This window comes from Pseudoalteromonas sp. PAR1, assembly GCF_947311895.1.
Taxonomy (GTDB): Bacteria; Pseudomonadota; Gammaproteobacteria; order Enterobacterales; family Alteromonadaceae; genus Pseudoalteromonas; species Pseudoalteromonas lipolytica_C.
In genome coordinates this window covers 84282-109067 of sequence record NZ_CAMZMY010000011.1, presented here as the reverse complement: position 1 = coordinate 109067, position 24786 = coordinate 84282, and the positions used below count along the sequence as shown (strand labels likewise).

At 41.2% G+C, this 24786-nt stretch carries 15 protein-coding genes; 10 read left to right on the top strand and 5 right to left on the bottom strand.

Annotation, left to right across the window (positions count from 1 at the left end; translation table 11 throughout):
• Nucleotides 1–21: 21 nt before the first annotated feature.
• The 7 genes from QL229_RS11195 (at nt 22) to QL229_RS11165 (ending at nt 8785) form a co-directional block, all read left to right on the top strand.
• On the top strand, nt 22–648 hold the full coding sequence (locus tag QL229_RS11195) for a response regulator transcription factor (protein WP_281546901.1): 627 nt from the start codon (nt 22–24) through the stop codon (nt 646–648).
• 282 nt (nt 649–930) lie between these two features.
• Nucleotides 931–2397: a S41 family peptidase gene (locus tag QL229_RS11190; protein ID WP_281546900.1), complete on the top strand. Its 1467-nt coding sequence runs from the start codon at nt 931–933 to the stop codon at nt 2395–2397.
• Nucleotides 2398–2413: 16 nt separating this feature from the next.
• Nucleotides 2414–3100, top strand: a complete 687-nt coding sequence (locus QL229_RS11185; protein ID WP_253039725.1) for a response regulator transcription factor — start codon at nt 2414–2416, stop codon at nt 3098–3100.
• Nucleotides 3101–3114: 14 nt separating this feature from the next.
• Entirely contained in the window at nt 3115–4416 is a 1302-nt protein-coding gene (locus QL229_RS11180; RefSeq protein ID WP_281546899.1) for a histidine kinase dimerization/phospho-acceptor domain-containing protein, read from the top strand.
• A gap of 79 nt (nt 4417–4495) precedes the next feature.
• Nucleotides 4496–5635 carry a type 1 glutamine amidotransferase domain-containing protein gene (locus tag QL229_RS11175; protein WP_281546898.1) on the top strand — a complete coding sequence of 380 codons (1140 nt, stop codon included), beginning with the start codon at nt 4496–4498 and terminating at the stop codon, nt 5633–5635.
• Between the two features lie 627 nt (nt 5636–6262).
• A complete protein-coding gene (locus tag QL229_RS11170; protein ID WP_281546897.1) occupies nt 6263–8383 on the top strand; it encodes a methyl-accepting chemotaxis protein in 2121 nt (706 codons plus the stop codon).
• Between the two features lie 159 nt (nt 8384–8542).
• Nucleotides 8543–8785 (top strand): DUF465 domain-containing protein, encoded by a 243-nt coding sequence (locus QL229_RS11165; RefSeq protein WP_135923463.1) that lies wholly within the window; start codon nt 8543–8545, stop codon nt 8783–8785.
• Nucleotides 8786–8848: 63 nt separating this feature from the next.
• On the opposite strand, the gene QL229_RS11160 is transcribed toward QL229_RS11165, so the two are convergent.
• The 3 genes from QL229_RS11160 to QL229_RS11150 form a co-directional block, all read right to left on the bottom strand.
• Nucleotides 8849–10240, bottom strand: a complete 1392-nt coding sequence (locus tag QL229_RS11160; protein ID WP_281546896.1) for a YfcC family protein — start codon at nt 10238–10240, stop codon at nt 8849–8851.
• A gap of 2 nt (nt 10241–10242) precedes the next feature.
• Nucleotides 10243–11091, bottom strand: coding sequence for an N-formylglutamate amidohydrolase (locus QL229_RS11155; protein WP_281546895.1), 849 nt, complete (start codon nt 11089–11091; stop codon nt 10243–10245).
• A gap of 62 nt (nt 11092–11153) precedes the next feature.
• A complete protein-coding gene (locus tag QL229_RS11150) occupies nt 11154–13865 on the bottom strand; it encodes a TonB-dependent receptor (RefSeq protein WP_281546894.1) in 2712 nt (903 codons plus the stop codon).
• Nucleotides 13866–13979: 114 nt separating this feature from the next.
• Between QL229_RS11150 and QL229_RS11145 the strand changes: the two genes are divergently transcribed.
• The 3 genes from QL229_RS11145 to QL229_RS11135 all read left to right on the top strand — a co-directional run bounded on the left by QL229_RS11145 (nt 13980) and on the right by QL229_RS11135 (nt 20077).
• Nucleotides 13980–14906, top strand: coding sequence for a LysR family transcriptional regulator (locus QL229_RS11145; protein ID WP_281546893.1), 927 nt, complete (start codon nt 13980–13982; stop codon nt 14904–14906).
• A gap of 106 nt (nt 14907–15012) precedes the next feature.
• On the top strand, nt 15013–17259 hold the full coding sequence (locus tag QL229_RS11140; protein ID WP_281546892.1) for a S46 family peptidase: 2247 nt from the start codon (nt 15013–15015) through the stop codon (nt 17257–17259).
• Nucleotides 17260–17398: 139 nt separating this feature from the next.
• Nucleotides 17399–20077 carry a M14 family metallopeptidase gene (locus QL229_RS11135; RefSeq protein WP_281546891.1) on the top strand — a complete coding sequence of 893 codons (2679 nt, stop codon included), beginning with the start codon at nt 17399–17401 and terminating at the stop codon, nt 20075–20077.
• Nucleotides 20078–20122: 45 nt separating this feature from the next.
• On the opposite strand, the gene QL229_RS11130 is transcribed toward QL229_RS11135, so the two are convergent.
• Together QL229_RS11130 and QL229_RS11125 are read right to left on the bottom strand one after the other, a co-directional pair.
• A complete protein-coding gene (locus tag QL229_RS11130; protein WP_281546890.1) occupies nt 20123–21949 on the bottom strand; it encodes a metallophosphoesterase in 1827 nt (608 codons plus the stop codon).
• Between the two features lie 51 nt (nt 21950–22000).
• Nucleotides 22001–24757 (bottom strand): TonB-dependent receptor, encoded by a 2757-nt coding sequence (locus QL229_RS11125; protein ID WP_281546889.1) that lies wholly within the window; start codon nt 24755–24757, stop codon nt 22001–22003.
• Between the last annotated feature and the right edge of the window lie 29 nt (nt 24758–24786).

Below are 24786 nucleotides of genomic sequence, written 5' to 3'. Positions count from 1 at the left end.
TAATCAATACATGGAGTTGTTATGAAATTTGCACTTATTGACGATCATCAAATGGTAAGAGAGGGTTTTAGGGCTCTCATCGAAGAGGAAGATCCTGATTGGCAAGTTAGCTTTGAAGCAAGTAGCTACAATGAGTGTCTACAAAACTTAGGTGATATTGATATAGATTGCTGCGTCATTGATATTTCGCTGCCAGATAGAAATGGGTTAGAAGTAGCTGAGTTAATAGGCGAGAAGCTACCAAGTGCTAGGCGTATAATTTTGAGTATGTACGAGGAAAAATCTTACATTCAAAGAGCGTTAGACATAGGTGTTGATGCTTATCTATCGAAACGAGATGCAGCTGAAGAGTTAATAACAGCAATACATTCTATCTTTAAAAAACCAACTATTTTAAGCCCTTCAATTAACACGCATTTCTTAAAACCTCAAAAAACTGACAGTGTATTAAACAAATTAACGCCAAGAGAATTAGAAGTTTTTAAGCTACTTGCACAGGGCTTTAATGCGAAACAAGTTTCACAACTGATTGATATAATGCCTAAAACGGCTCATGTTCATCGTGCCAGCATTATGAGTAAACTGAACTTAACTTCGCAAATTCAAATTACTAAACTAGCTCTTGAAAAAGGGGGTAATTCTTATTGATGAAATAGGCTAGTTTTAAGACGCTATTAAATCTCAAAAACCATACTGCTTTTAACTAGTTAGTCATATATACCAAGCTTGAACTCATTCCAAAGCAATAGAGCAATGACACATTAGCCTTACAGTTGAGCTCGAAGGACTGTCATATCAGTGCATAGAGCTGCACTTGCCAGAGTCTTTTTAAATAGAAATTTTCTGCTGAACAATCCGCTTAAATACTACGACAAAGTCTTCACATTAAATTTGATAACTTCACTGTATATCTATAAAACAGGTTATTTCATGAAGACGTTAATATTACTTATTTTGACATTAATTTTTCTTAGTGGCTGTAAACAAAGTCATTTAGATATTTTCCCTGAGCTCTCAGATGAGCGGTTGCTGTTGCAAGAGCTTTCGGTCGCACAAATGAAGGCTGATATAGATGCTTTGTTAGAGGGGGTTATCCAGCGCCATCCTGACATAGAGGAATATGCAAACCTAGCTGTGCTAAGAGCCAAAGCTGAACAGCTTAAAGCAAGCCTAAACAAGCCACTTAATCGCGTGGAGTTTTATCGAGTGGTCGGTAGCTTAACGTCCTATTTTCAAGATGGACATTCATTTCTCATATGGCCTTATCAAGAATTAAATAAGCTGCGTGAAGCAGGGCATAATACGTTTCCACTTGCTGTAAGTGTTAATGAGAAAGGCAAGCTGCAGCTTAAACACGCGTATAGCTTAGGTGAACAGCGTATTCCTATCCTGTCAGAAATAATCTCAATTAATGGTGTAAATGCAGACCTTCTTTTATCACAGCTGGCGCTCTATGCTGGTGGCGAAACCGCTTTATTGCGTGAGCACGCTGTGGCGATGAGGTTTGGAATCGCTTTATGGGCGCGCTACGGTTGGTTAGATAACTTTGAGGTTCAAGTTTCCACCCCTGAGGGGATTAAAGCCTTTCACTTTGAATCTCAAAAAAAGTGGCCTAAAGTAGATGAAAAAGCACAAGGCTTTGTTGCCAGTTACTCAGATAAAGCACATTATTACAAGCAGTTGTCTAATGATTTTGGGTTTATTTATTTAGGCCATTTCGATATCGAGCCACGTGAGTTTAAGCGCTTTATTGATCAAACATTTAGTAAGATTAAACAGCAAAACGTGAAGCAACTGATTATCGATATTCGCGATAATCCCGGGGGCAATACAGATACTGTTACTTATTTATCACGGTATTTAGCTGACAAACCTTTTAGGTTAATTTCAAAGCTTAAAGAAAAGTTAAATGAAGAGAATAGAGGTTGGTTCAACAACAAAGGAGAAGTTGGTGATATTGTGGTAACTGATTGGGATGATTGGGAATCACCAATAAATAAAGCGCAGCGCTTTGATGGCGACACATTTTTATTAATTGGGCCTGTGACTTATTCAGCATCAATTGTGCTAGCCACCACTTTAAAAGACAATGGATTTGCAACTTTGGTAGGTGAGACAACCGGCGGGTATGCTAATCAGTCTGCTCAAGGGAATCTTTTTAACTTACCTAACTCAGAGTTACGTGCTTATGTAACGACAAGAATGCTAGTTAGACCTAATGGCGAATTGGCACGTCGTGGTGTTACACCACATTACAGTTTAAGCGACTACAATTTAAATGCCTGCAAACATGTGCAAGCAGATAATGCCTATGCATTTACTAACGCTAATCAACAAGATAAAGCACTTAGATTAATCGGCTTGCTACTAAGCGGAGAGCTTCAACAATGCGAATAAGAAGTTGAGTAACACGATGACACATCGCACTAGTTCAGTATTAGTCGTAGAAGATACACATGATATCGCTATTCAGCTTTGTGACTTTTTAGAGCAAAAAGGTTTTTTGGTTGATTATGCCGCAACAGGAAAGCATGCCATTAGGCTTGCAGCAGAACATAATTATGATGTGATTGTGCTAGATTTAATGTTGCCAGATATGGATGGTATACAGGTTTGCAAAGAAATTAAGCAAACCTGCGATACTCTAGTGCCTATTTTGATGTTAACTGCTCGAGACAGTATAGAGCATAAAATTGAAGGGTTCGGGTCGGGAGCTGATGACTACTTAACAAAGCCTTATGTTCTTGAAGAGGTTTTTTTACATTGCCTCGCTCTTACCCGTCGCAATAAGCTTCATCAAACAAAAGTGATGGAAATAGGTGAGTTAAAAATAAATATCAGTACCAAAGAGGTTGAACGTCAGGGGCAGGAAATCAAACTATCAAGTAAAGACTTTGAAATATTATGTCTTATTGCTGAAGCCTATCCTAATGCGGTGAGTAAACGCCATATCGTTGAAAAAGTGTGGGGTTCTGATGCACCAGAAACGGATGCGGTTAGAAGCCATATGTATACCTTAAGAAACGCCATAGATAAGCCATTTGATACCCCGATAATAAAGACAGTCCATGGTATTGGCTTCAGACTTATCGCTAAATAACCAAAAGAAATGCAATGAAGCACAAAGCAAACACTCATATTTCTAATGCAATTACTAAACTGGTGTTTGCGATCACGCTGACATTAACACTCCTTTACAGCATCTTCGTACTAGGTTACTCCTGGGTGATTGAAGATAATATCTTCAATCGTCTTGTCGCGCAGCAGGCCAGTAGCATTAAGCACAATTATCACATGACTGGAAAAATCGATGTATCAGATAAACAAATATATCAATTGTTTAAAGGTTGGCAGCAAGTACCCACAGAGATAAGAGAAATAGTGAAGAGTGAGCCAAATCGTGTTGAGTATCGTCTTGCTGATGGAAAAACTTACCACCTGACACGATTTTATTTAGGTGACAATGAGTATGTGCTGCTTGCTGATGTAGCAAGGTTTGAAGTAAGCCGAGATTATTTTAAAGGCGTGCTTGTGTGGTTGGTTGGGTTTAGTGTTATTGCTTGTTGTTTGGTTGCCTTGCTAGGCTGGCGAATGGGACGGAAAATAGCAAAGCCGCTCGAATTGTTAGCGTACACAGTGAAAAAATTAGAAAAAGGAGGTGAAGCAGCGTTTCAGCAGTCTATTAAGCATATGCCAAATAATGAAGTTGGCCAGTTGGCTGATGCGATTGAACATAGCTTTAAGCAACTTAATGATGCACTCGCCAGAGAGCGCGACTTTACTAAAGATATAAGTCATGAAATTAGGACACCAATCAGTGTGTTGCAAAATACCCTTAGTTTAGGCTCTGATAGTGCCACACTAGCAGAGCAGCAAAGCGATGAAATATACTTTTCTGAGCAGGCTGTAAAACAAATGCGCAGTGCAACCCAAAAGCTAACCCAAACAACAGATGTGTTGTTAGCGCTTGCACGAAATGAATCTTCTATCGCGCAATCAGTGTCACTCAACCGGCTTATCGAAGACTGCGTACTGAATCATTTTGCATTGAACCATTCGCAAAAGGGTCTATCGCTTGAGCTTGAAATTGATATGCCTAATGACGAGGTGATGATTATTGCCAACCGTAATTTGCTTGAAATATTAGTGAACAATTTGCTGTCGAATGTCGTTGCTCATGCAAGTGAAAAAGATGTTCAACTGCGCATTAGCAAATCAAGTATTCGAATGACCAATTACTTTGCACACCCCTTACCACTAAACCTTACATCAAGTGGCAGTAAAGCCGCTAATAGTACAGGTATTGGCCAAGGTTTAAGTTTGATTGAGCGTATTTGCACAGCATGCGGATGGACTATGTATGTTGAAATAGACACTGAGCAGCAACGTTTTTCGGTAGTTATCAATCTTAAATAGTAAAAAATAAATCAACTTTCTTCACAAAAGCGCGACACACCAGAACGTAAAATTTATCTCATCAACTAGGAGATATATTATGAAAAACGTTCTGATAATCATAGCTTGCAGCATCATCATGCTTACGAGTGTGTTGTTACCTCCTCAGTCAAAAGCAGCCACATCAGTTGAGGTGCAAAAGCCAAGTAAAAAAATAGCGATGTTAATTTCTGGCCACGGACATAGTGACCCTGCTTTATCTTACGACCTAGAGGAGTTGGTGCAAAGTTATCTTATTTTTCACCGCAATAATGTCGAAATAGACATTGTTTCACCTAAGGGCGGTGCAGTTTTGGTCAAAAATAATAAGGATAAGCTTACTCATGTTAGCGAGTTCAAAACCAAAACGTCAGGACTTGATAAGTTAGCTAATACCTTATCTGCAGAGCGTGCAAGTGACAATGACTACGATGCGCTGTTTATTGTTGGTGGGGATGGCGCTGTATTTGACTTGCCTTTCGATGTAAATACTCAACGCTTGATCACCAAGTTCGCTAAGACTAATACGCCGATTGCCGCTGTATGCCATGGTCCAGCTGCACTCGTAAATATACAACTGGATGATGGTCGGTATTTTGTTGCTGATAAATACGTAAATAGCTTTACATATTTAGAAGATCACGCCTTTAAAAAAGAGAACATAGATAAGTACCCAATGATCGTTCAAACCGAGCTTGAAGCGCGTGGTGCTCACTTTATTGCAAATAGCCCAATGCTGCCTTTTGTATCGCGTGACGGCAATTTGATTACAGCGCAAAACCCAACCTCAGTGGCGAAAGCGGCGGAAGCGCTTTTAATTACCATAGGTATCACCCCCGTTGCTCGTGAAGCGTTTAAAGATGAAGCGACCATGGAGTTAATCGCAATGGCGCGTAGCATGGGGGGGTCGCAATTAGATATCGCGATGAGTAAAAAACCCGATAGTTACGACACCATGTATTTAGCGCTATATGGATTATATGGGTATAAGTTGGCACAAACGGCTCAAGATAAAGCACTTGAACTACAGTTAATGGAAAAGATTGCCGAGTATTTTAAACATCCACAGTATGCAACTCACATGATCAGTACCTATCTAGAAATAGGGAATAAACAGCAAGCAAAACGACACTTTAACATTGCTAAACAACAATTTACTGACTTTGAGTTGCCTGTAAGTTTAGCCGATAAGTTAGACTGATAGCGCAAAGACTCAAAGTTATGAGTATAAAAATCGAGTAAATAATATAAAACTTCTCGAATGAACGAAGCCAAAATTAGTCTACGGCTAGGTTGAGTAGAGATCTCTTAAACCAGCTTGAGTATTCAAAAGAGCGTTATTAATGTTAAGAATAGGCTTAAAGGCCTATTCTTGCCTTACATACGGCTACGATAGTCGAGTTGGCAAACACAAACATACTGGCAAAAATCCTTTTGTATTCAGTATTCTTTATGAAAAATATGACTATTTAAGTAGAGCAAACTCTGATTTCTATCCCACTATTGCGTTTAAAAACAGCATAATTTATCACCCACTGAATTAAGTTAATGCTTTGTTACATATTTTTGATTTTGTACTAAGCTTAATCCCACAACTTAATTTAGTATTTTATTCTTAATATGATGGCAATTTATTAGTGGCTGCACAGTTCTTATTACTGTAGGTGCATGCTGCAACAGTGTTTAAGTCTGTAAAAAACTACCTAATGCCCACCTGTGAAGTGTTGGTTCTGTCTGAAGATTATTGACTGAGTAATTTGTCGCTATTGCGGCGCGAACAATAGAAATATGTATTTACCTGTAAAGTCTTATTATAGGGGTTAAGATTATGATTCAGTCCATGCTAGGAACCATAAAAGGTAGGCTAAGCGTAGGCTTATCATTGATGTGTATGCTGATCGTGTTATCAGGAATACTCTCTTTGTATTACGTTAACCAGCTTGAAAATCAGCTTAATCAACTCAGTGATGAAGTTGTGCCAGTGATGGAAACTACGGATGATTTGATTGCAAATTTGTGGGAGTCCGCAAAAGTCGCTAACGAGATCTTAGCAAGTGAAGAAATCCCCGAATTAAAAGCCCGAACCGCTGAAATTAAAGAGCTAGCAAAGCTATTTGATGACACAGAGCAAGAGCTACTCACTTTAATTAGTAAACCTGAGCGAGTAGCGTTAATAAAAAAAGCGTCTACCGAGCAAGATGAGTTTTTATCTCATGCTCTAAAAATGTCTGAACAGAAGCTAATTGAACTTGAAAAAGAAATCATCTCTGAGAAATTACTCGATGAGTTTGATAGTTCAGGTGCAAAGCTGATCAGTATGCTCGATGAATTTGCAGTTGAAAATGAAGAAGAAATGCAAAAAGCAGAAGATGAAGGCGATGCGCTTGTCGCTCGAGGCGGCTCTGCGAGTGCCGTGAATGATGTGCTTGGTTCTCTATTTGAAAGTGACTACCCAGTTGTTGAAGCCGCTTTAAAGTTACAGCGTTTGGTTATTGAAATGCAGGATACCTCGGGTGAGTACTTAGCTGAGGAAGACCCTGCTAACCTTCCTAATATTCAAAAAGAATTTGAAGCCCTAGCTAAACAAGCTGATGAATATTTTACTGTGCTTACTAATTTAGCTGAGTCAGACGAAGATAAGGAAGATGCAAAAGTACTGATCGCTTCATTTAATAATTGGGTAACTAGCGCAAATAATGAAGATGCTTTATTTGATTCTTATCGAGATCAGTTATCAGCAGAAGCGCTTGCCGATCAATTAACAGAAGAATTAGAAGTTGATGTTGATAATGCCGATGCTTATTTTGAAGAGATAGCCGAAGAGGCTGATGCTTTTTCAGACAACGCAGATGAAAAAGCGGCAGAAGTTCTTAATCAAGCTTTTTTTGGCATTCTGTCTTTAACAGCCATTGCTATTGTCATCGGTGCTCTTGTCTTGATCGTTTCTTATAAAACGGTATTAGCACCAATAGACACTTTATTAAATAGCATGGAGAGTATCGCTGAAGGGGAAGGAGATTTAACTCAGCGAGTTGACGCATCATCGCAAGATGAACTCGGGCAGTTAGCTAGAGCATTTAATCAGTTTGTTTATAAGGTGCAAGTTCTGGTACAAGAAATTTCGACTGCTACCAACGAAATTGTTGATTCAACAGATAGGCAAAGAGATATAAGTATCCGTTCAAAAGAGGCGATATTACAACAAGGTACAGAGACTGATTCAGTTGCTACGGCAATGAATGAAATTACAGTGACTGCGCAAGAAGTTGCGCGTAGTGCAGCAAATGCGGCGCAGTCAACCGATGAAGCAAGTAATGAAACGAAAGCGGCTAAAAGTGTGGTACAGCAATCTATTTCTTCTGTTCAACAGCTAGCCAGTGAAGTAGAGAAATCTTCTCAAGTAATTGGGGCGTTAGCCACTGATGTGGTTGAAATTAGTAAGGTACTCGATGTAATAGGCGGCATTGCGGAGCAAACAAATTTACTTGCGCTAAATGCGGCAATTGAGGCTGCTCGAGCAGGAGAGCAAGGCCGGGGATTTGCCGTTGTAGCAGATGAGGTTCGCTCGCTTGCAGCGCGAACACAGCAAAGCACAGCAGAAATAAACGCGATGATTGAGCGTTTACAAAAAGGCTCTCAAGGAGCAGTAGACGCAATGAAACAAAGCAAAGAATTTGGTAACTCCTCAGTAGCAAGTTCACAAGAAGCTGGTCAGTCGCTTGATGTTGTTTTTTCGTCAATGGATACGATTAACGATATGAATACGCAAATTGCGACAGCTGCTGAAGAGCAAACCACAACCATGGAAGATATCAATAGAAACATCAATTCTATTGTGCAAATTTCCCAGCAAACAATGGAAGCATCTGAAGAAAGTATGGAAGTGAGTCAAAGTCTCGCTCGATTAGGAGAGCAATTAAGAAGCTTGGTTAATCAATTTAAGTTTTAGCGAAGTTAATACGAGAAATCAGCCTTGCTAAAGGTAAATGTTTAGGCCGTTTTTCTGAATTGATTGCATTATTGATCTTGAACAAGGTTGCTGCATTGACTCTATTTTAGGCCGTGATACAGTGAAGTTGAACCTTATTTTTAGTCAAAGGAGTTGCCCATGCTAGGTGAAAAACACTCGTTGTTAAATGAGTTTCCAGAGTTTAATGAATTAATCCACAGTCTTGTGAAAACTGACGCTCATTTTAAAAAAACGATGCAGCGTTACGATGATATGGATAAAGAAATCCGTGAGCTTGAATTGCAAAACTCACCCATTGAAGATGCTGACATGCATGAAAAGAAGCATCAACGTGCCGTGCTAAAAGATGAGCTTTATGACTTTTTAAAAGCAAATGCTTAATAAATCATATTAATAATGATACCCCTTGCACTCAGACTCTCAGCAAGGGGTATTTCTTGATGTTTAAAACCCTATAAATACCGAAATCTGCAAAAGCACCACAGCCAGAACAATATATGTTAGCCACAACGGAAAAATAAATTTAGCCCACTCACCCCAACCAACGCGAGCTGTTGCTAGGTAGGCTAGCAGTGTGCCCGAAGTGGGTGTGAGAATATTCGTGATGCCATTACCAAATAAAAACGCCACTATCGTGGTTTGCTCAGAGACTCCCGCTAAACTACCCACAGGGCCTAAAATAGGCATACTAACTGCAGCTTGGCCTGACGTTGAGGGGATCAAAAAGTCCAACAACAATTGTGATACAAACATACCTGTAGCAGCAACATAGGCATTGCCTTCGCCAATAAATGACATTAAAAAGTGCACAATAGAATCAAGTATCATACCTTGCTTTAAAACGACGGCTACAGCAGTTGCTACGCCAATCAGTATGCTTGCAAGCAGTACTTTTTTCATGCCATCTACAAATGCTTGGGCGGCTTGATTTGCGCTAAGCCCAGAAATACAAGCAAGTATCATACTAAGGGCAATGTAATAAGCACTTAAGGCATGATGTTTCCAATGCCAATAGGTTGATGCATAAACTAATAATGCAATGCCCCCAGCTAGTGTGAGAAGCATAGAAACGTGGCGTGTTGATAATTTTTCGGCATGAAAGTGAACTTGCTCGTTATTAAAGCCATGCCGTTTAATCATTATCATTACAAAGCCTATTCCAACAACTAAAAATGCTAGGTAAAAAAAGAATCGCACACTTGCACCACTAAATATTTGTAAGCCAAGTAGTGGTTGCGCAATAGTGAGCGGCAACGGGTTAGTTACTGATGATAAATAACCGGCTTTCACGGCAACACAGACAATCGCAAAACCAATGATATTCGGCAGCCCTAAGCGATTGGCCATGCCAACCATTAAAGGGATAATCAAAAGGTACTCAGAGGCTAAGCCCAAAAAGGTGCTACCGGCTGAAAAGGCGATCATAAGAATAATCACCAGAACATAAATATTGCCTTGCACTAAGCTCAATAGCCGCTCAAGGCCAGCATCTACAGTGCCTGCCTTAGTTAATATGCCAAACATACCACCAATGATTAGCACCATAAAAATAAGACCAGCACCTTGCTCTAACCCAGTAGGGATCGCTAAAAATGTTCCTATGAGGCTCACTGGCTCAGCTTTTATTTGATCAGCCTGTTGGTAGTTAAATAAATTGCTAAAAGAGCTATCTTTCTCAATTACTTGGTAGCTATTAGGAACAACGATATTACCATCTCTTTGATACGAACCTGAATCAACGAAATAGGTAAGTAGCATGGCTAGGAACAAAATACTTAGTAGTATGATGATCGGATTCATACCCTTTTTACTATTATTCGGTGGGGGCATATTCATTGTTACCTTCCTATCTGCATCGACACATAACTCGCTAATTGTTGAGCTACATAGGCAGTATCACTCTTAAAATGTTGATAATTATCGTTCATTTCAAATCGTTGTTCATGCATGTATAAAGCGCGATTAATCTCTATTTGCACAGAGTGGCGGTTAGCAGCTATATCAGCATAATGACTAACTAAGTAACCACCTTTATAAGGCTTGTTTTTAACTACTTTATAACCTTTATCGGCAAAGGCTTTAGCAATAACGTCTACAAACTCACCGCTTGCTGAGGTTCCATCAAGATCACCTAGAATAATATCAGGACGACTTATCCCTGCATCTATATTCATCCCATTTCCAATCGACTTCATCGAATGACAGTCAATATGCCAAACACCTTTAAACTGACTATGCAAGGCATCCAACAGTGTCTGTAGTTGTTGATGATAGGGCGTGTAATAGTGATGAATGCGGTGTAATACTTCTGCTTGTGTTAGCTTGCGGTCATACATTGGCTTATTGGGTAACGCAAAACGGCGAATTAAGCCCATACCACGCTCACTGTACTTTGTTGGCTGACAAATTTCCCAAGGCTTATCTAGTAGCTCGGGATCAATATCAGTTGGTGCGCGGTTGGGATCAATATACATACGCGAGAAGTGTGCATGTAATAAGTACCCACCTTGCTCTACAACGGGTTGCCAAATATCATCGATAAATGCATCCCAACCGGTTTTTATAAATTCAACAGGCACTTGGGTATTAAAGTCCGCAGGACAATGAATACCGCTGTGTGGTGAATCAAACACTAACGGTAAGACTGCTGTTTGGCTTGGGGTTAATAAACTGAAAGCCGGCTCCATAGATTCTTCTCCTAACTACTTCATAAAGTTGCCTGCCACTTTGGCAGGCATCGCGACTTTCATTACAGTGAGTAAGTCAGCTGTAAATACATATAACGCCCCGTTGGGTTATAAGTGTTTTGATCAAAGTTAATGTTTAAATTAGTCAATGAGGCTGGTGGCTGTTTATCGGCTAAATTATTAATCCCTAATTTCACCGCTAAGTTATTTTCAAACTGATAGCCAGCAGAAATATTGTGATAGGTGACAGAGCCAATATCGCATGGTTCACCAGATACTTGCTCGGTCGTCGAACCGATATAACGCAAGTTATAGTTGGCTGACCATGCATCATGTTTCCAAGTGCTAGAAAAGGTGCTGCGCCACTCAGGATAAGATTCCCTTGAAGCAGCTGTACCTGCTAAATCTTCACGTTCAACAGAGCCATCAGACAAGGTCGTGTATTCGGTTAATTCATTTAGCTTAGAAACATTGGCGTTAAACGACCAATCACCATAATCTGTTTGTAAGCTGTAGTAAGTTACAAAGTCGACTCCAGAAACGCGGGTTGCGTTTAGGTTTACTGGGCCGTCTAAAATATCAAGGATTTCACCACTGCTGTCACGGGTAATGGTGTCGCAGTTTTTATTTTGGTAGGCACATAAATCAAGGTTGTTTTGTGCACCAAACTCACTAATGGTGTCGTTTATTTTTATTTCGTACCAATCTAAGCTAAAGCTAAGGTTTTCGATTAAATTAGATTCGTAAACCAAACCAACGGTTTTATTTATAGAGGTTTCAGGCACTAACTGACGGTTGCCGCCCGTGGTTACTTGAACGTTAGTAAACTGTTGAGTATAGCCACTGGGTACACCACTACAGCCGGGTAAGCTGGCATCTGTTGAACACGGGTCCGATACAGCACTGTAAGTCAAACGCTCACCTTCAAACAGCTCTAAAATAGATGGTGCTCTAAAGCCTTCAGCCCAGTTTGCCCGTAGTGTCAGCTGCTCAAATGGGGTGTACAGTAAGCCCACTTTGCTATTGGTTGTTGAGCCAAAGGTGCTGTAATCAGAGTAACGTGCCGCTAAACTCAGTTCTAGGTAGTCTGCAAGTGGGAGATCAGCGAGCAATGGGATACTAAATTCAGCGTAGGCTTCTTTTAAATCGTACTCACCAATAGTCCCTTCACGTGGCGAAGAGGTGGTTGTTCTGTAGGTATTAATACGAGGATCAGCGTTGATAGTGCTATCTGGCGTGTCTTTACCTTTTTCTTTTCGGTATTCAATACCAAATGCTGCACCAATATAACCCGCTGGTAGCTCGTAAAGGGCGCCGGTAATGTTGGCCGTAAAGTCGACTTGGCTTGCTTCGTTTTTGTCGTAACCGGTAAAGTTTACGTAATCGACCATCTCGTCGGTCAGTGGGTTAAAAACATTTACTGGCACACAACCCACTGCAATATCAGACACATCACCAGCAATTCCGCTGGTATCGCAGGCACGTAAACCTAGCGCTAGTTTGTCTAAATCCATTTGATTATTAGAGGTAAATTCGCCTTTATTTTTCGCCCAAGATACAAATGTATCCCAGCTCCAATCATCAAATACTTCGCCTTCAAGTCCCATTGCAAAGCGTGTCGTTTCGACCTTTTGGTCATTAACGCGATAGCCATTATTCATAAAAAACGAGCTGTGCTTAAAATCTTTGCCTGAGAATTCAACGCCAAATGGATTAACACGCGGATCATCTGCGATTGTAAAACCGCGGCTGCCACGAATAGATGAAAGAGCAGGCGAAAATTGCTGATCTGACTCACGTAAGTTATAAAGTGCTTCAGCTTTAAAATTCACAGAGCCAAACGGCATTACAAGCTGCGTATATAAAGATGAGCGCTCACTCGGACCCGTGACATAGTTATTGTAATAGCGGTTAAAGGTGTCATCGCTGTTGACTGCTCGCCAGCTATCTATACTACTGCCATCACTATTTGGATCGCGGGTGATGCCTGCCGATGGAATTGTAAAATCAACAACATCGGCTAAGTTATCTTCAGCAAAATAACCTTCAGGTGTCGATGCCGTTAAGCCATTAAGTGGCACTGCAGTTAACTTACGGTCTTGGGTATAAATTGGTTTTTGATCAACATAGCTTGCGGCAAACATCAGGTTGGCTTCGCCAATATTAGTGCCTGACAACAAATCAAGGCTAAAGGTTTCTTTATCACCTTCAGATGTTTCACCGTAGCTGGTTTTGACCTCTAGGCCTTCGTAATCGTTATAGGTATATAAGTTCACAACCCCAGCAATCGCATCAGCGCCATAAATCGCAGTTGCGCCGTCTTGTAAAACTTCAACACGTTTAACAATGTTTTGAGGAATGGTATTCATGTCAACAAAATCACGGAAACCACGGGTACCAGCGCCATTCACCCAGCGATGGCCATTCACTAACACTAATGAGCGATTAGCCCCTAAGTTTCTTAGATTTAAGCTTGATGCGCCGTGACTTGTTCCGGCTGACCCATTGCCATTTAGGCTTGAGCCTACCGAAGGAAGCTCTTGTAATGCCTCTCCGAGTGATAATGAGCCATTTGCCTGCAGGGCTTCTAAATCAATGTTTTGTACTGGGCTCGCTGTTGCTTCTTGGCGTTTAATACGAGAGCCAGTAACCGCAATTACTTCGACGTTTTTTTCTGCTGATGTTTCTTCTGCGAGTACGTATTGTGATGTGCTCATACAAGCTGTAGCAACAGCAAGCGATATCACTGAATGCTTAAATCTTGAATATTCCATTTGTTACACTCCGAGAGGTTATAGTTATTTTGTTGTTGTCAGCTAAGCACTTTACTCACTCCTAAAAGCTATGCAATATTATGAGATATCATCATCAAGCTATAACAAATTGTTATGAATGTATCGACGCAAAACACCCAAAAAATAACCTTAAACAGTATGGAAGCCTTTGATGCAGTTATGAAAACTGGCTCAGCAACGGGGGCTGCAAAACAGCTCGGACTCACGCAACCCGGAGTTAGCCGTTTGATTGCTCAGCTTGAAAATAACGTTGGCTTTTCATTGTTTTACAGAGAAAAAGCGCGATTATTTCCGACCGATGAAGCAATTGCATTACATAAACAAATCGAAATTTCGTTAGCCAGTGTGTATCGTGTTGAGCAACTTGCTAAGAACATTCATCAATCACATGTTGGTGAACTTAATATCGTTGCCCCGAGTAGCTTTGTAGCAGGCCCGTTAGCAGAGGCGGTGGCGTCATTTGTTAAATTACATCCGAATGTAAAAATTAGTTTAGATAGCCATAGCCCTGCTAGAGCATGTGAGCTTGTAGCAAATAAAGCCTTCGATTGTGGCTTTATACAGTTTCCTGAAAATCACGAGGGATTGTGGTGTGAACCCATTGTCACCAGCCATTTAGTGTGTGCGGTATCAAGCAGTCATCCATTTGCAGATGCAAAGCAGCTAACAGCGCAAGATTTGCGTGATGAGAGCTTAGTGTTATTAGGTCGAGGCCGTCATTCGCGTAAGCAAATAGAGCATGCTTTTTTACAAAATAATATCCGCGTTAATGTACGTGTTGAAACGCATACCGTGACAACAGCCTGCACCTTGGTAAAGCACAATGTGGGTATATCGATAGTGAATGAGTTGCTTGCTAAGCAGTACCAAGATGACGCGCTGAAATTAGTGCCATTTATACCAAAAATAGAATTAACCTATGGGTTTATTACGTCGGCATCAACCCCCATGAATAGGTTAACCAACGCGTTTTACAATCATTGCAAAGCACATTTCGATGAATTCGCGGCTACTAACTAAGCTGTTGTTAATCGCAATATCCCTTTACTCAATCAAGGTTATGGTAGTCTTAGCGCGATTTTTTAAGGCAACAATGGAATAGTGCTTTGCACTGACTGGGATTAACATGATTAAAAAAAATATTATTACTACTTCATTAGCACTTATGGGTGTTGTCGCTGTAGGTAGCGCACACGCTGATGAAGGGCAGTGGCAACCGCATCAATTAAAACAATTACAAAGCGAGTTTGACCGCGTTGGTATTGAGTTACCGGCTTCACAAGTGGCAGATCTTAACCAATATCCACTCAATGCAGTGGTTGGTTTAGGCTATTGCTCTGCGTCATTTGTGTCACCAAAAGGCTTAGCGGTAACTAATCATCACTGTGCTTATGGCGCGATTCAAAATAACAGCACACCAGAAAATAACTTAATTGAAAAAGGCTTTTTAGCAGCTGACTTGTCAAAAGAATTACCAGCAGGCCCGCAAGAGCGTTTGTACGTAACTGAACAAGTGGATGATGTAACAGATCGCGTACTGGGTAACTTACCAGCGGATCTACACGGCAAAGACCGTTATGAGGCGATTCAAGCAAACCGCAAAGCCTTGATCAGTGAGTGTGAGTCAGATCCTAACTACCGTTGTACGGTACGTGATTTCCATCATGGGCTAGAGTACTTCATGATCAAGCAACTCATGATCAAAGATGTGCGCTTAGTGTATGCCCCGGCAGAAGCGCTGGGTAACTTTGGTGGTGACATCGATAACTTTGAATACCCACGTCATACGGCCGATTTTACCTTTGTACGTGGTTATGTTGGTAAAGATGGAAAACCTGCTGATTACAGCGAAGATAACGTACCTTATGAGCCAAAATCTTTCTTAAAAGTGAATACCAGCGGCGTAAGTTTAGGTGATGGCGTGCTGGTGGCAGGTTATCCGGGGCGTACTAGCCGCTATAAGCTTGCAGACGAAGTAAACTATTCAGCGAGTTGGTATTACCCAACATTGCTTAATACTTACAACATGACCCTTGATGTGATTGCCAAGCAAAGCAAAGGCGATGAGCAAGCACAGGTAAAATACGCCTCTCGTGTAAAAAGCACTAACAACCGTTTAAAGAAACTGGAAGGCTTACAAGATGGCTTTAAAGTAACGGATATTCCGGGTATTAAAGCCGCACAAGAGCAAGAGTACCTAGCTTGGTTTGCACAAAGTGCTGAACGTAAAGCTTACGCAGATTCATATCACGCATTAAAGTCATTATTAGTAGAAGCGCACGCACAGCAACAAAGTCACTTTTACTTTGATTATGCAAAACGCGCAGACTTACTAAGCACGGCGATTCGTTTATACCGCTTAGCAAAAGAGAGCGAAAAGCCTAATGCAGAGCGCGAAATGGGTTACCAAGAGCGCGACCTTCCTATGCTTAAAGCCCGTTTAGAGCGCTTGCAAAAGCAATTTACGCCTGAGGTCGATAAAGCCTTATGGTTAAGCTACTTAGGTAACTATTTAGCGCAAGATAAAGCAGCCCAAGTTGCGGCATTAAACGACGGCTTAGGTATCACAGATACCACTACCCAAGCCGAGCTTGAAGCGATTATTGCTTCTTTTTATGCTAATACAGAGCTTACAGATGTAGCAGCACGCGTTAACTGGATTGGTAAATCTGTCGCAGAGTTTGAAGCATCAAACGACCCATTCATAAAGCTTGCTGTTGCCCTATACGATACCAACATGGCACAAGAAGCTGATGAAAAAGAAATGGCCGGTCGTTTAGCTGAAATTCGTCCGCAATATATGCAAGCAGTGATCGCTTTCAACAACGCTAAAGGTAAGCCAGTTTACCCAGATGCAAATGGCACTTTACGCGTAAGCTATGCACAAGTTGATGGTTACCCAGCAGCAGATGCTGTGTATAAAACACCTTTTACATCACTACGTGGTTTAGTAGCTAAACACACAGGTGAAAAACCATTTGTTGTTACAGATAAAGTACTTAAAGCATATAAAAAGCAAGCGTTTGGTGCGTACTACCGCGGTGACTTAGGTTTACCAGGTGTCAGCTGTAGTTTATTCAGCTTTGGTTGTGAGCCACAAGCGGCTAAACCACTTGAGGTAAACTCAGTTCCTGTAAACTTTTTAAGTAACGCTGATACCACTGGGGGTAACTCAGGTTCGCCAGTAATGAATGGTAAAGGTGAATTAGTGGGCCTTAATTTTGACTCGACTTATGAATCAATCACCAAAGATTGGTACTTTAACGCCAAGATCACCCGTGCAATTCACGTTGATATTCGATACATGCTTTGGTTAATGGAAGAAGTTGATAACGCAGGTTACCTACTAGATGAAATGACCTTAGTTAAATAACTAAGCTATGTGAATAATAACCGCAGTAATCGCTGCGGTTTTTTTATGTCTCTATTTTATGCCAGTCTAACGTTTTTAATTTGTTTATTTTCAATACTTTTGTAATGTACAAAGCAGATACTTTTACTTGGGAAAAATAATGAGCGCCAAACAAATAATAAACGCCATTTCAGTCAGTGTTGTGGCAATAACGGCAAGCTTTAATGCCAGTGCAACGAATACCGAAGCAATGTGGCCGGGCACCGCTTACAATCAGCAAATTCCAACATTTAAACAAGTGCTTGGGTACGATGTAGGTGAGCGCATTACCAATTATAGCGATATGCGTCGTTATCTTAGCGCCCTAGAACAAGCGGCGCCTGATCGTATTAAAGTGTTTAAGTACGCAAACAGCTGGGAAGGCCGTGAACTGGTTTATGCAGTGGTTGGCACTGCGGATCATATTCGCTCATTAGAAACCCTCGCCAATAACACCCAAGCCTTGGCTGATCCGCGTATTACCTCTGAAAAAGAAGCTAAGTCACTAATTAAAAATTTACCGACGTCTGTGTGGCTTCAGTATGCCGTGCACGGTAATGAAATTAGCTCAACCGATGCTGCATTATTTACTGCATATCACTTACTCGCAGCCCCGAATGATGCTGTTAACAGCAAAATTTTAGATAACACTGTGGTGTTTATCGACCCATTACAAAACCCTGATGGCCGTGAGCGCTTTGTTACTCGTTATTATGCAACTGTGGGTCTTGAGCACAGCGCAGACAGGTTAAGTGCAGAGCATAATGAGCCATGGCCAAGAGGCCGAACAAACCATTATTTGTTTGATATGAACCGTGATTGGTTAGCGCTTACTCAGCCTGAAAGTAAAGGCAGAGTGGCCGCAATCAATAAGTATAAACCGCAAGTGGTGGTTGATATTCATGAAATGGGCGGCGACCAATCTTACTACTTTGCACCGGCTGCTCAGCCATTTAATCCGCATATGACGAAAACTCAAATCGCTAACATGGATGCGATTGGGCAAAATCACGCGAAGTATTTTGATGAGTTTGGCTTTGATTATTTTACCCGTGAAATTTTTGATGCCTTTTACCCAGGTTACGGTGATAGCTGGCCTGTTTTTTATGGTGCGTCTGCATCAACTTATGAAGTAGGCTCAGCTCGTGGTCATGTATTTGAGAAAAATACCGGCGAGCTACTCACTTATTTTAATACTGTTAAACGTCAGTTTGTGGCCTCAATTTCGACTGCCGAAGGGGCTGCCAATCAGCGTGAAAAATTACTGGGTGATTTTTACCAATATCAAGTCGATGCGATCGATTCGGGTAAAGATAGCAAAGAGCGTGTTTATATCTTACCTAAGCAAAGTAACCGTGAAGGCGCTCATAGACTCGCAACCTTAATGGCTGAGCATGGTGTTGAAGTTAAGCAAGCAACCGAAGACTTCAAAGCCTGTGGCGTTAAGTATGAAGCGGGTAGCTATTTTATTGATACCGCGCAGCCGCGTGGGGTATTTGTGCGTACCACCTTTACCGACCAAGTTGATATGGCTGAGGCATTTGTCAAAGAGCAAGAAAGACGTCGCGCTCGTAACCTAGGTGATGAAATTTACGATGTAACAGGTTGGTCACTGCCAATGATGTTTAATGTTGATAGCGATAGCTGTGGTCGTGCTGTAAGCGCAGACAGTAAAGCGGTTAAGGCCGACTACACATTGCTTGGCAAAGTGAATAACCCAGAAGCCTCAGTGGCTTATATTGTTGCTTGGGGTGATACGGCCGCAGCACGCTTTTTAACCTCAGCACTGCAAGCTGGCATTAAACTGAAAAGTGCTGACCAAGCATTTGTATTAGGTGATAAAACTAACTACCCAGCGGGTAGCTTAGTAATCGAAAAGCGCCTAAACGATAAAGACCTACTCACCAAGGTTAGCCAAATTGCTGAGCAAACAGGTGCAATAGTAAATGGTGTTGACTCAAGCTGGGTGATTGAAGGCCCAAGCTTTGGTAGTAACAAAACAGTGCCAATGGTCGCACCAAAAGTGGCGATTGCATGGGATGCACCGACCAGTGAGCTAAGCGCCGGTAATACCCGTTTTGTTATTGAAAGACAGCTTGGTTACCCCGTCACAGCGATTCGTACGCCAATGCTTGCATGGGCTGATTTAAGTGATTACCAAGTGCTTATTTTACCAGAAGGTAATTACGAGCAAGCACTCGGTAAATCGGGCGCGGCTAATTTAAAAAGCTGGGTTGATGCAGGCGGCGTGTTGATTGCCCTCGGTAATGCTAACCGTTTTACCACCAACGCTGATTACGGTTTATTGGATGTTAAGCGCGAGCAAGCTTACCGAGAAGATAAAGCCGACAGCAGCGATGATAAAAGCAGCAAAGTGGCAGGGCAGTTATTCACTTCTCGCGATGATTTAAAAGCAGCGAGCATTGAGCCACATACATCGCCAGACTATGTAGCCGGTGTACTTGCGAATGTTGAAGTAGACCAAGAGCATTGGTTAACCGCTGGGGTCGATAAAAGCTTAGTTGCAGTGGCTTACGGTAATGATATTTACACGCCAATAAAACTTAACTCAGGTAAAAACCTAGCCTGGTTTACAGGTAAAGATGATGTGCTAGCAAGTGGTTATCTGTGGCAGCAAAATAAAGCACAGCTTGCGTATAAGCCATTGCTTGTTCATCAACCGCAAGGCAAAGGTATGGTGATTGGTTTTACACAATCACCAACTTACCGTGCTTACCTTGAAGGTATGAATGTAATGTTAGCTAACACGATTTTCCGTGCTGCAGCACATGCTCAGTAATTACTAAGCACAATAAAAATGGCACCTATTTAGGTGCCTTTTTTATTAAGGGCGACATGCTTTTGCTGGTTTGTTTGCATTTAAGTTTAGATCAATCATCAAGCAGCGATCGTTTTCACCATCTGCTAGCTTTTCAAAAATTATAAGCGCTTTGCTAAGACCTATCTGTAGCGTACAAACATCAACGGTTTGTGCTATTTCCCCCACATCTTTGGGTATACATTGCCCCATTGTATTTATTTGCTGGGCCATGACTTTGTATGCTTTTAGGTGTGTTGTAGGAATGTCTTCAAATGCCAAAGTCCCTGCATTTCTGAGTAAATAAAAATCGCGTATAAACTCAAATAGAGTGACTCCTTTCAGCGCGCGCTCAGAGTGTTGTGTTAAAGGCTTATTTATTGGACTGTCGTATAATCCTAATAGCTCGTGGAAACTGAATGAGAGTAACACGCTTCTAAAACTTTCCGGCCATTCCCTTGGTATAAAACGCCAACGCGTAAGGCCTGCGAGATGCCGCAAAGTAAACTGGTGATAGTCTTCACTATCTAGGATATCCGCAAGCCATTTTTCATCTGGATTATGCTCTGCTAAGTAACTGTATTCTTTTTCATAGGCAGGAAATAGCGTGTCAAAGCCAGCAATAGAATCAAGAAGTACGGTATCAACTTTGGCTTTACTGCCTATGATGCTGACCAATTTGTACGCCGGACGGTATGCACTTATTGAAGGAGCTTGAATGTTATAAAGGGTATTTTTTGCAGTTTTAATCAAGCTGGTGTCATTCATATGCATATGGCCGCCTATATGCAAACGTAGTCCAGTTTCCGCTAAGGTCGCTTGTGTATTGCTAGTTGGCTCTCTAGTGAGCTGAAAAGCATCGCTGCCATACAGCTCTTTAATCGATGCACTTTGTTGATCGTAAAACTCACCCATCGGAAAATGGCTAAATGCAATAAGCGTTTTATTTTGCTTTTTTGCTGCACTCACAATTTGCTTTATCCAAGTTATTAAATATGGTTTTTCAGTAAGTACTTTATTGTATCCAGCATTTCCAGAGCCTTTGAATGTTAGTTGGTTGTTTTTAAACTCAGGTAAATACACATTGGCATCTATGGCTAAAAGCCATAATCCAGCAACGGGTTCCACTAGATAACTGGTGTCGGGGAGCATTACGCAGTGTTGTTTATCCTCGCTACACTGTTGAAATTGGCGTTCTGACAAGGCTGCATGATCACTTGCAAAAGGTGTTTGCCAAAGCAAATCTTGGCTACTAGGCATTAAACCAAAATCAGCCATAGCAGAGACAATCTCTTGATAGCCTCCATGAGCAATGCCATCATCGCAAAACAAAGTGTCGGTCTGTGACGCTTTACAGTTTTTATGATCTCGGCTAAAGATAGCAACTTCGCGTCCTTCATCGTTCAAAAAGTCAGACTTACCTGCCGCGGTTTTTATAGGTTTAACAGGATCATGGTTTCCTGGAATAGCAAAAAAACGCATGTCGTAGCGTTTTGTGTAATCATTTAATAATGCTTTTAGCCCCTTTAGGTGAGCGGGCTGTCCATCGTCAGTAAAATCTCCGGGCAAAGCGACTAATTTCACACCGCGTTCGGCAATATCATTTAAAGCCGCTATCAGAGCAAAGTAGTTTTCATTAAAAAGTCGCGTTGAGTGAAGCTGTGCTTTCATGCTGCGAATTGCAACGGGTTTGGTTTGGCTATCTAGTTTTACCCCTTTAAAGCCGCTTTGGATAAAGTCAGCATAGATATCGTGAAAATGAACATCGGGAATAAATGCAATTTGTGTGTTTAGCTCTTTGCCATAGGTTTGAAGCGCCACAAAAAGCAGTGAAAATAGCGTTAATAATCGCATTTAAGTTGCCTTGCTGAAAAAAATTGGGGCGCAAAGGCCCCAATAATGTATTTAGAAATTGCCGCGTAAGCCTAATGAGAAGCGACGACCTGAGAACTCATACATAGTTGGGAAAGCCGGAGCAATAGTGTAGCCCGTTGTTTCTTCATCTGTGATATTGATCCCCTCAAGAGTGACTTTAAACATGTCGTTTATTTGATAGCCTAACGAGATATCTGTTTGACCGTAGGCATCGCGGTAAACAGGGTACATATCGCGTTCAATATACTCTACATACTTGTCTTTATAGTTGTATGAGATACGCGCATCAAAGCTGTCATTTTCGTAGTAGAAAGTAATATTGTAGGTTTCGTCAGCTAAGCCTTCTGGTGGTGTTGGAATCGCTAAATCAGAGGCACCTGTAAGTGAGTTATCAAGCGTCGTATAGTTAGCGTTAATACCGAACCCCTGTAACATTGGGTGAAAACGTGCAAATGGAATTTGTGCAATGAACTCGATACCACTTACATCGTACGAACCATCTGCATTTACTTTTTGATAAACATCAAAGTCGTAAACGCCATCCACAGTACCATTGTCATTATATTTAGTTACATCATTAACAACACCTGTTAGAGATTCACGCACTACGCCTTCAATTTCTTTTTCGAAATATGAAACAGCAAGTAAACCACCTTCTTCTAAATACCACTCTAGGCCGGTTTCCCATTGATCTGCATAAGTTGGTTTTAAATCAGGGTTACCATCGCGGTATTTAAATTCACTTAAACTCACAGTACGTTTATAAGCAATATCCGTTAATGCTGGGCGGATAAAGGTTTCTGATGCTGCCGCGCGGAATAGTAAGTTGTCAGTAAGCTCTAAGCTAAAGTTAATGCTAGGTAGAGTTTCTTTATAGTTACCTTCTTTTGAGATAGGTGCTGGCGTATAGTTTGTACTGCCATCATTAGCTTGCACTTGGTGATATCCTGAAGAATCTACATTGGTATCAATGTAACGAACACCGGTATTTAAAGTGGCAGGTAAGGTGCCAATTTCAAATGCAAAATCAGCCATCGCATAAATGGCGGTGGTTTTTTCTGACACTTCGTAGAATTGATCTGGTGCGTAGTCAACGCCGAAACCATCGTAACGTAATTCATTACGCGCATAGCTATTTGAAATTTGACTCCAGTCTTGTTTAGACGATACGTCAGATAAATACTCACCACCTGACACTAAATCTGAAATAGTATGTATTTCGCTATCAGCTAAGGTACGTGTGCCTACCCACGATGAATCACCTGCGCTAGGGCCTGTGATTCGGTTGCTACCATAATTACGTTGTTTTGATTTATCAGTATAACGCGCACCAAACTGAACTTTTGATAATGCAGGGAAGAAATCTAGTTGAAAATGGCGGCTAAAATCGAGTTGAGCTGCATATTTGTCATCAGAGATATCTTCAAGATTTACTTCATAGTAATCAAATGTATAAGCTTCAGGAGAATTATACATATCGAATGTGTCGGGGTTATCGCTGGCAATGGTTTCACCGCCTGTTGATGTGTAACGAGTGCGAGTTGGGCCATAAGCAGTGTGCTTTAAATTAGTTGTCTCAGCTAATTTATCTGCACCACTGTAGCCAACGACACCGTAAACTTCCCAGTCACCTATCATCCAATCAAGGGTTAAGCTAAATTGCTGGTAGTCTGTATCGCTACTATTTTCTTTGCTTAAAAACTCATGCTGCGTTGCGGCATAGTTAACATCAGTTAAAACGGTAATACCATAATCTGCAAGGGTGGTGTTATCGTAACTGTTTATTTTTTCTAATGCACTGATACTTGAAGCTGAATAGGCTGCGGCATCATACTGGTCTTCATGATTATCAAAGTTACCCAGTAGCGCATCAAAAGTGAGGCTAAATTCACTGCTCGGTTTGTATTGTAGTGATAAAGTTGCGCCCCATTTTTCTTGTTCAGTTAAGTAAGCTCTGTCGCCGACTTTATTTATAAACACAACGCGGCTGGTTTCATCTTTGTCGAAGCGATCATTGATAGTGATCCCCGTATCGCGCTCTAAAACGTCAACAGTTTGGTCTGATTGCCATTGTGATGAACCTGATTTTTCTGTCCAACGTGACAGAGGACGAAAATCAATACCAGAGTTACTATCTGTTCTATTTGTACGCTCTGAATAAGCGAATGAAGCAAGCGCGCCCCAATCACCAAAGGTATTACTCGCTAAAAACGCAAACTTAGGATCGCTTTGTTCAGAGATATCGTTATATGCGCCTTCAACCGATGCCACTATTTGACGACCATCATAGTCAAATGGGCGAGCAGTCGTAATTGCAACAGAGCCTGCAATGCCGCCTTCTTCATCTACGGCTGTTGGCGATTTTTTAACGGTGACACTTTGAATAATTTCTGACGCAAACATATCAAATTCAACATCACGGCCACCACTGCCTGAGGCTGTCGCAAGGTTGTTAATAGAAACAAAGGTAAATTCAGACGGTAAGCTACGTACATTTACTTTTTGACCTAGGCCTTTATTACGCTCAATCGTAACACCCGGCATACGCTGTAAAGCTTCTGCTAAGTTTTGTTCTGGGAAATCTGCGATATCAGACGCGACAATTGAATCTGAGAAGCCAATATTAGTGCGTTTTAAATCAATCGCTTTTTCTAAGCTTTTTATGTAGCTGCCAGTGACAACAATTTCTTCCATTGGCTCTGGGTTTTCTTCTGCGTAAGTGGGAGCAATTAATAATGAGCCAACAGCAAGCGCTAAAGGTGATAATGAAAATGCACGGTAAGTCATGAGGGTTAATTCCTGTTAAATGCAATATT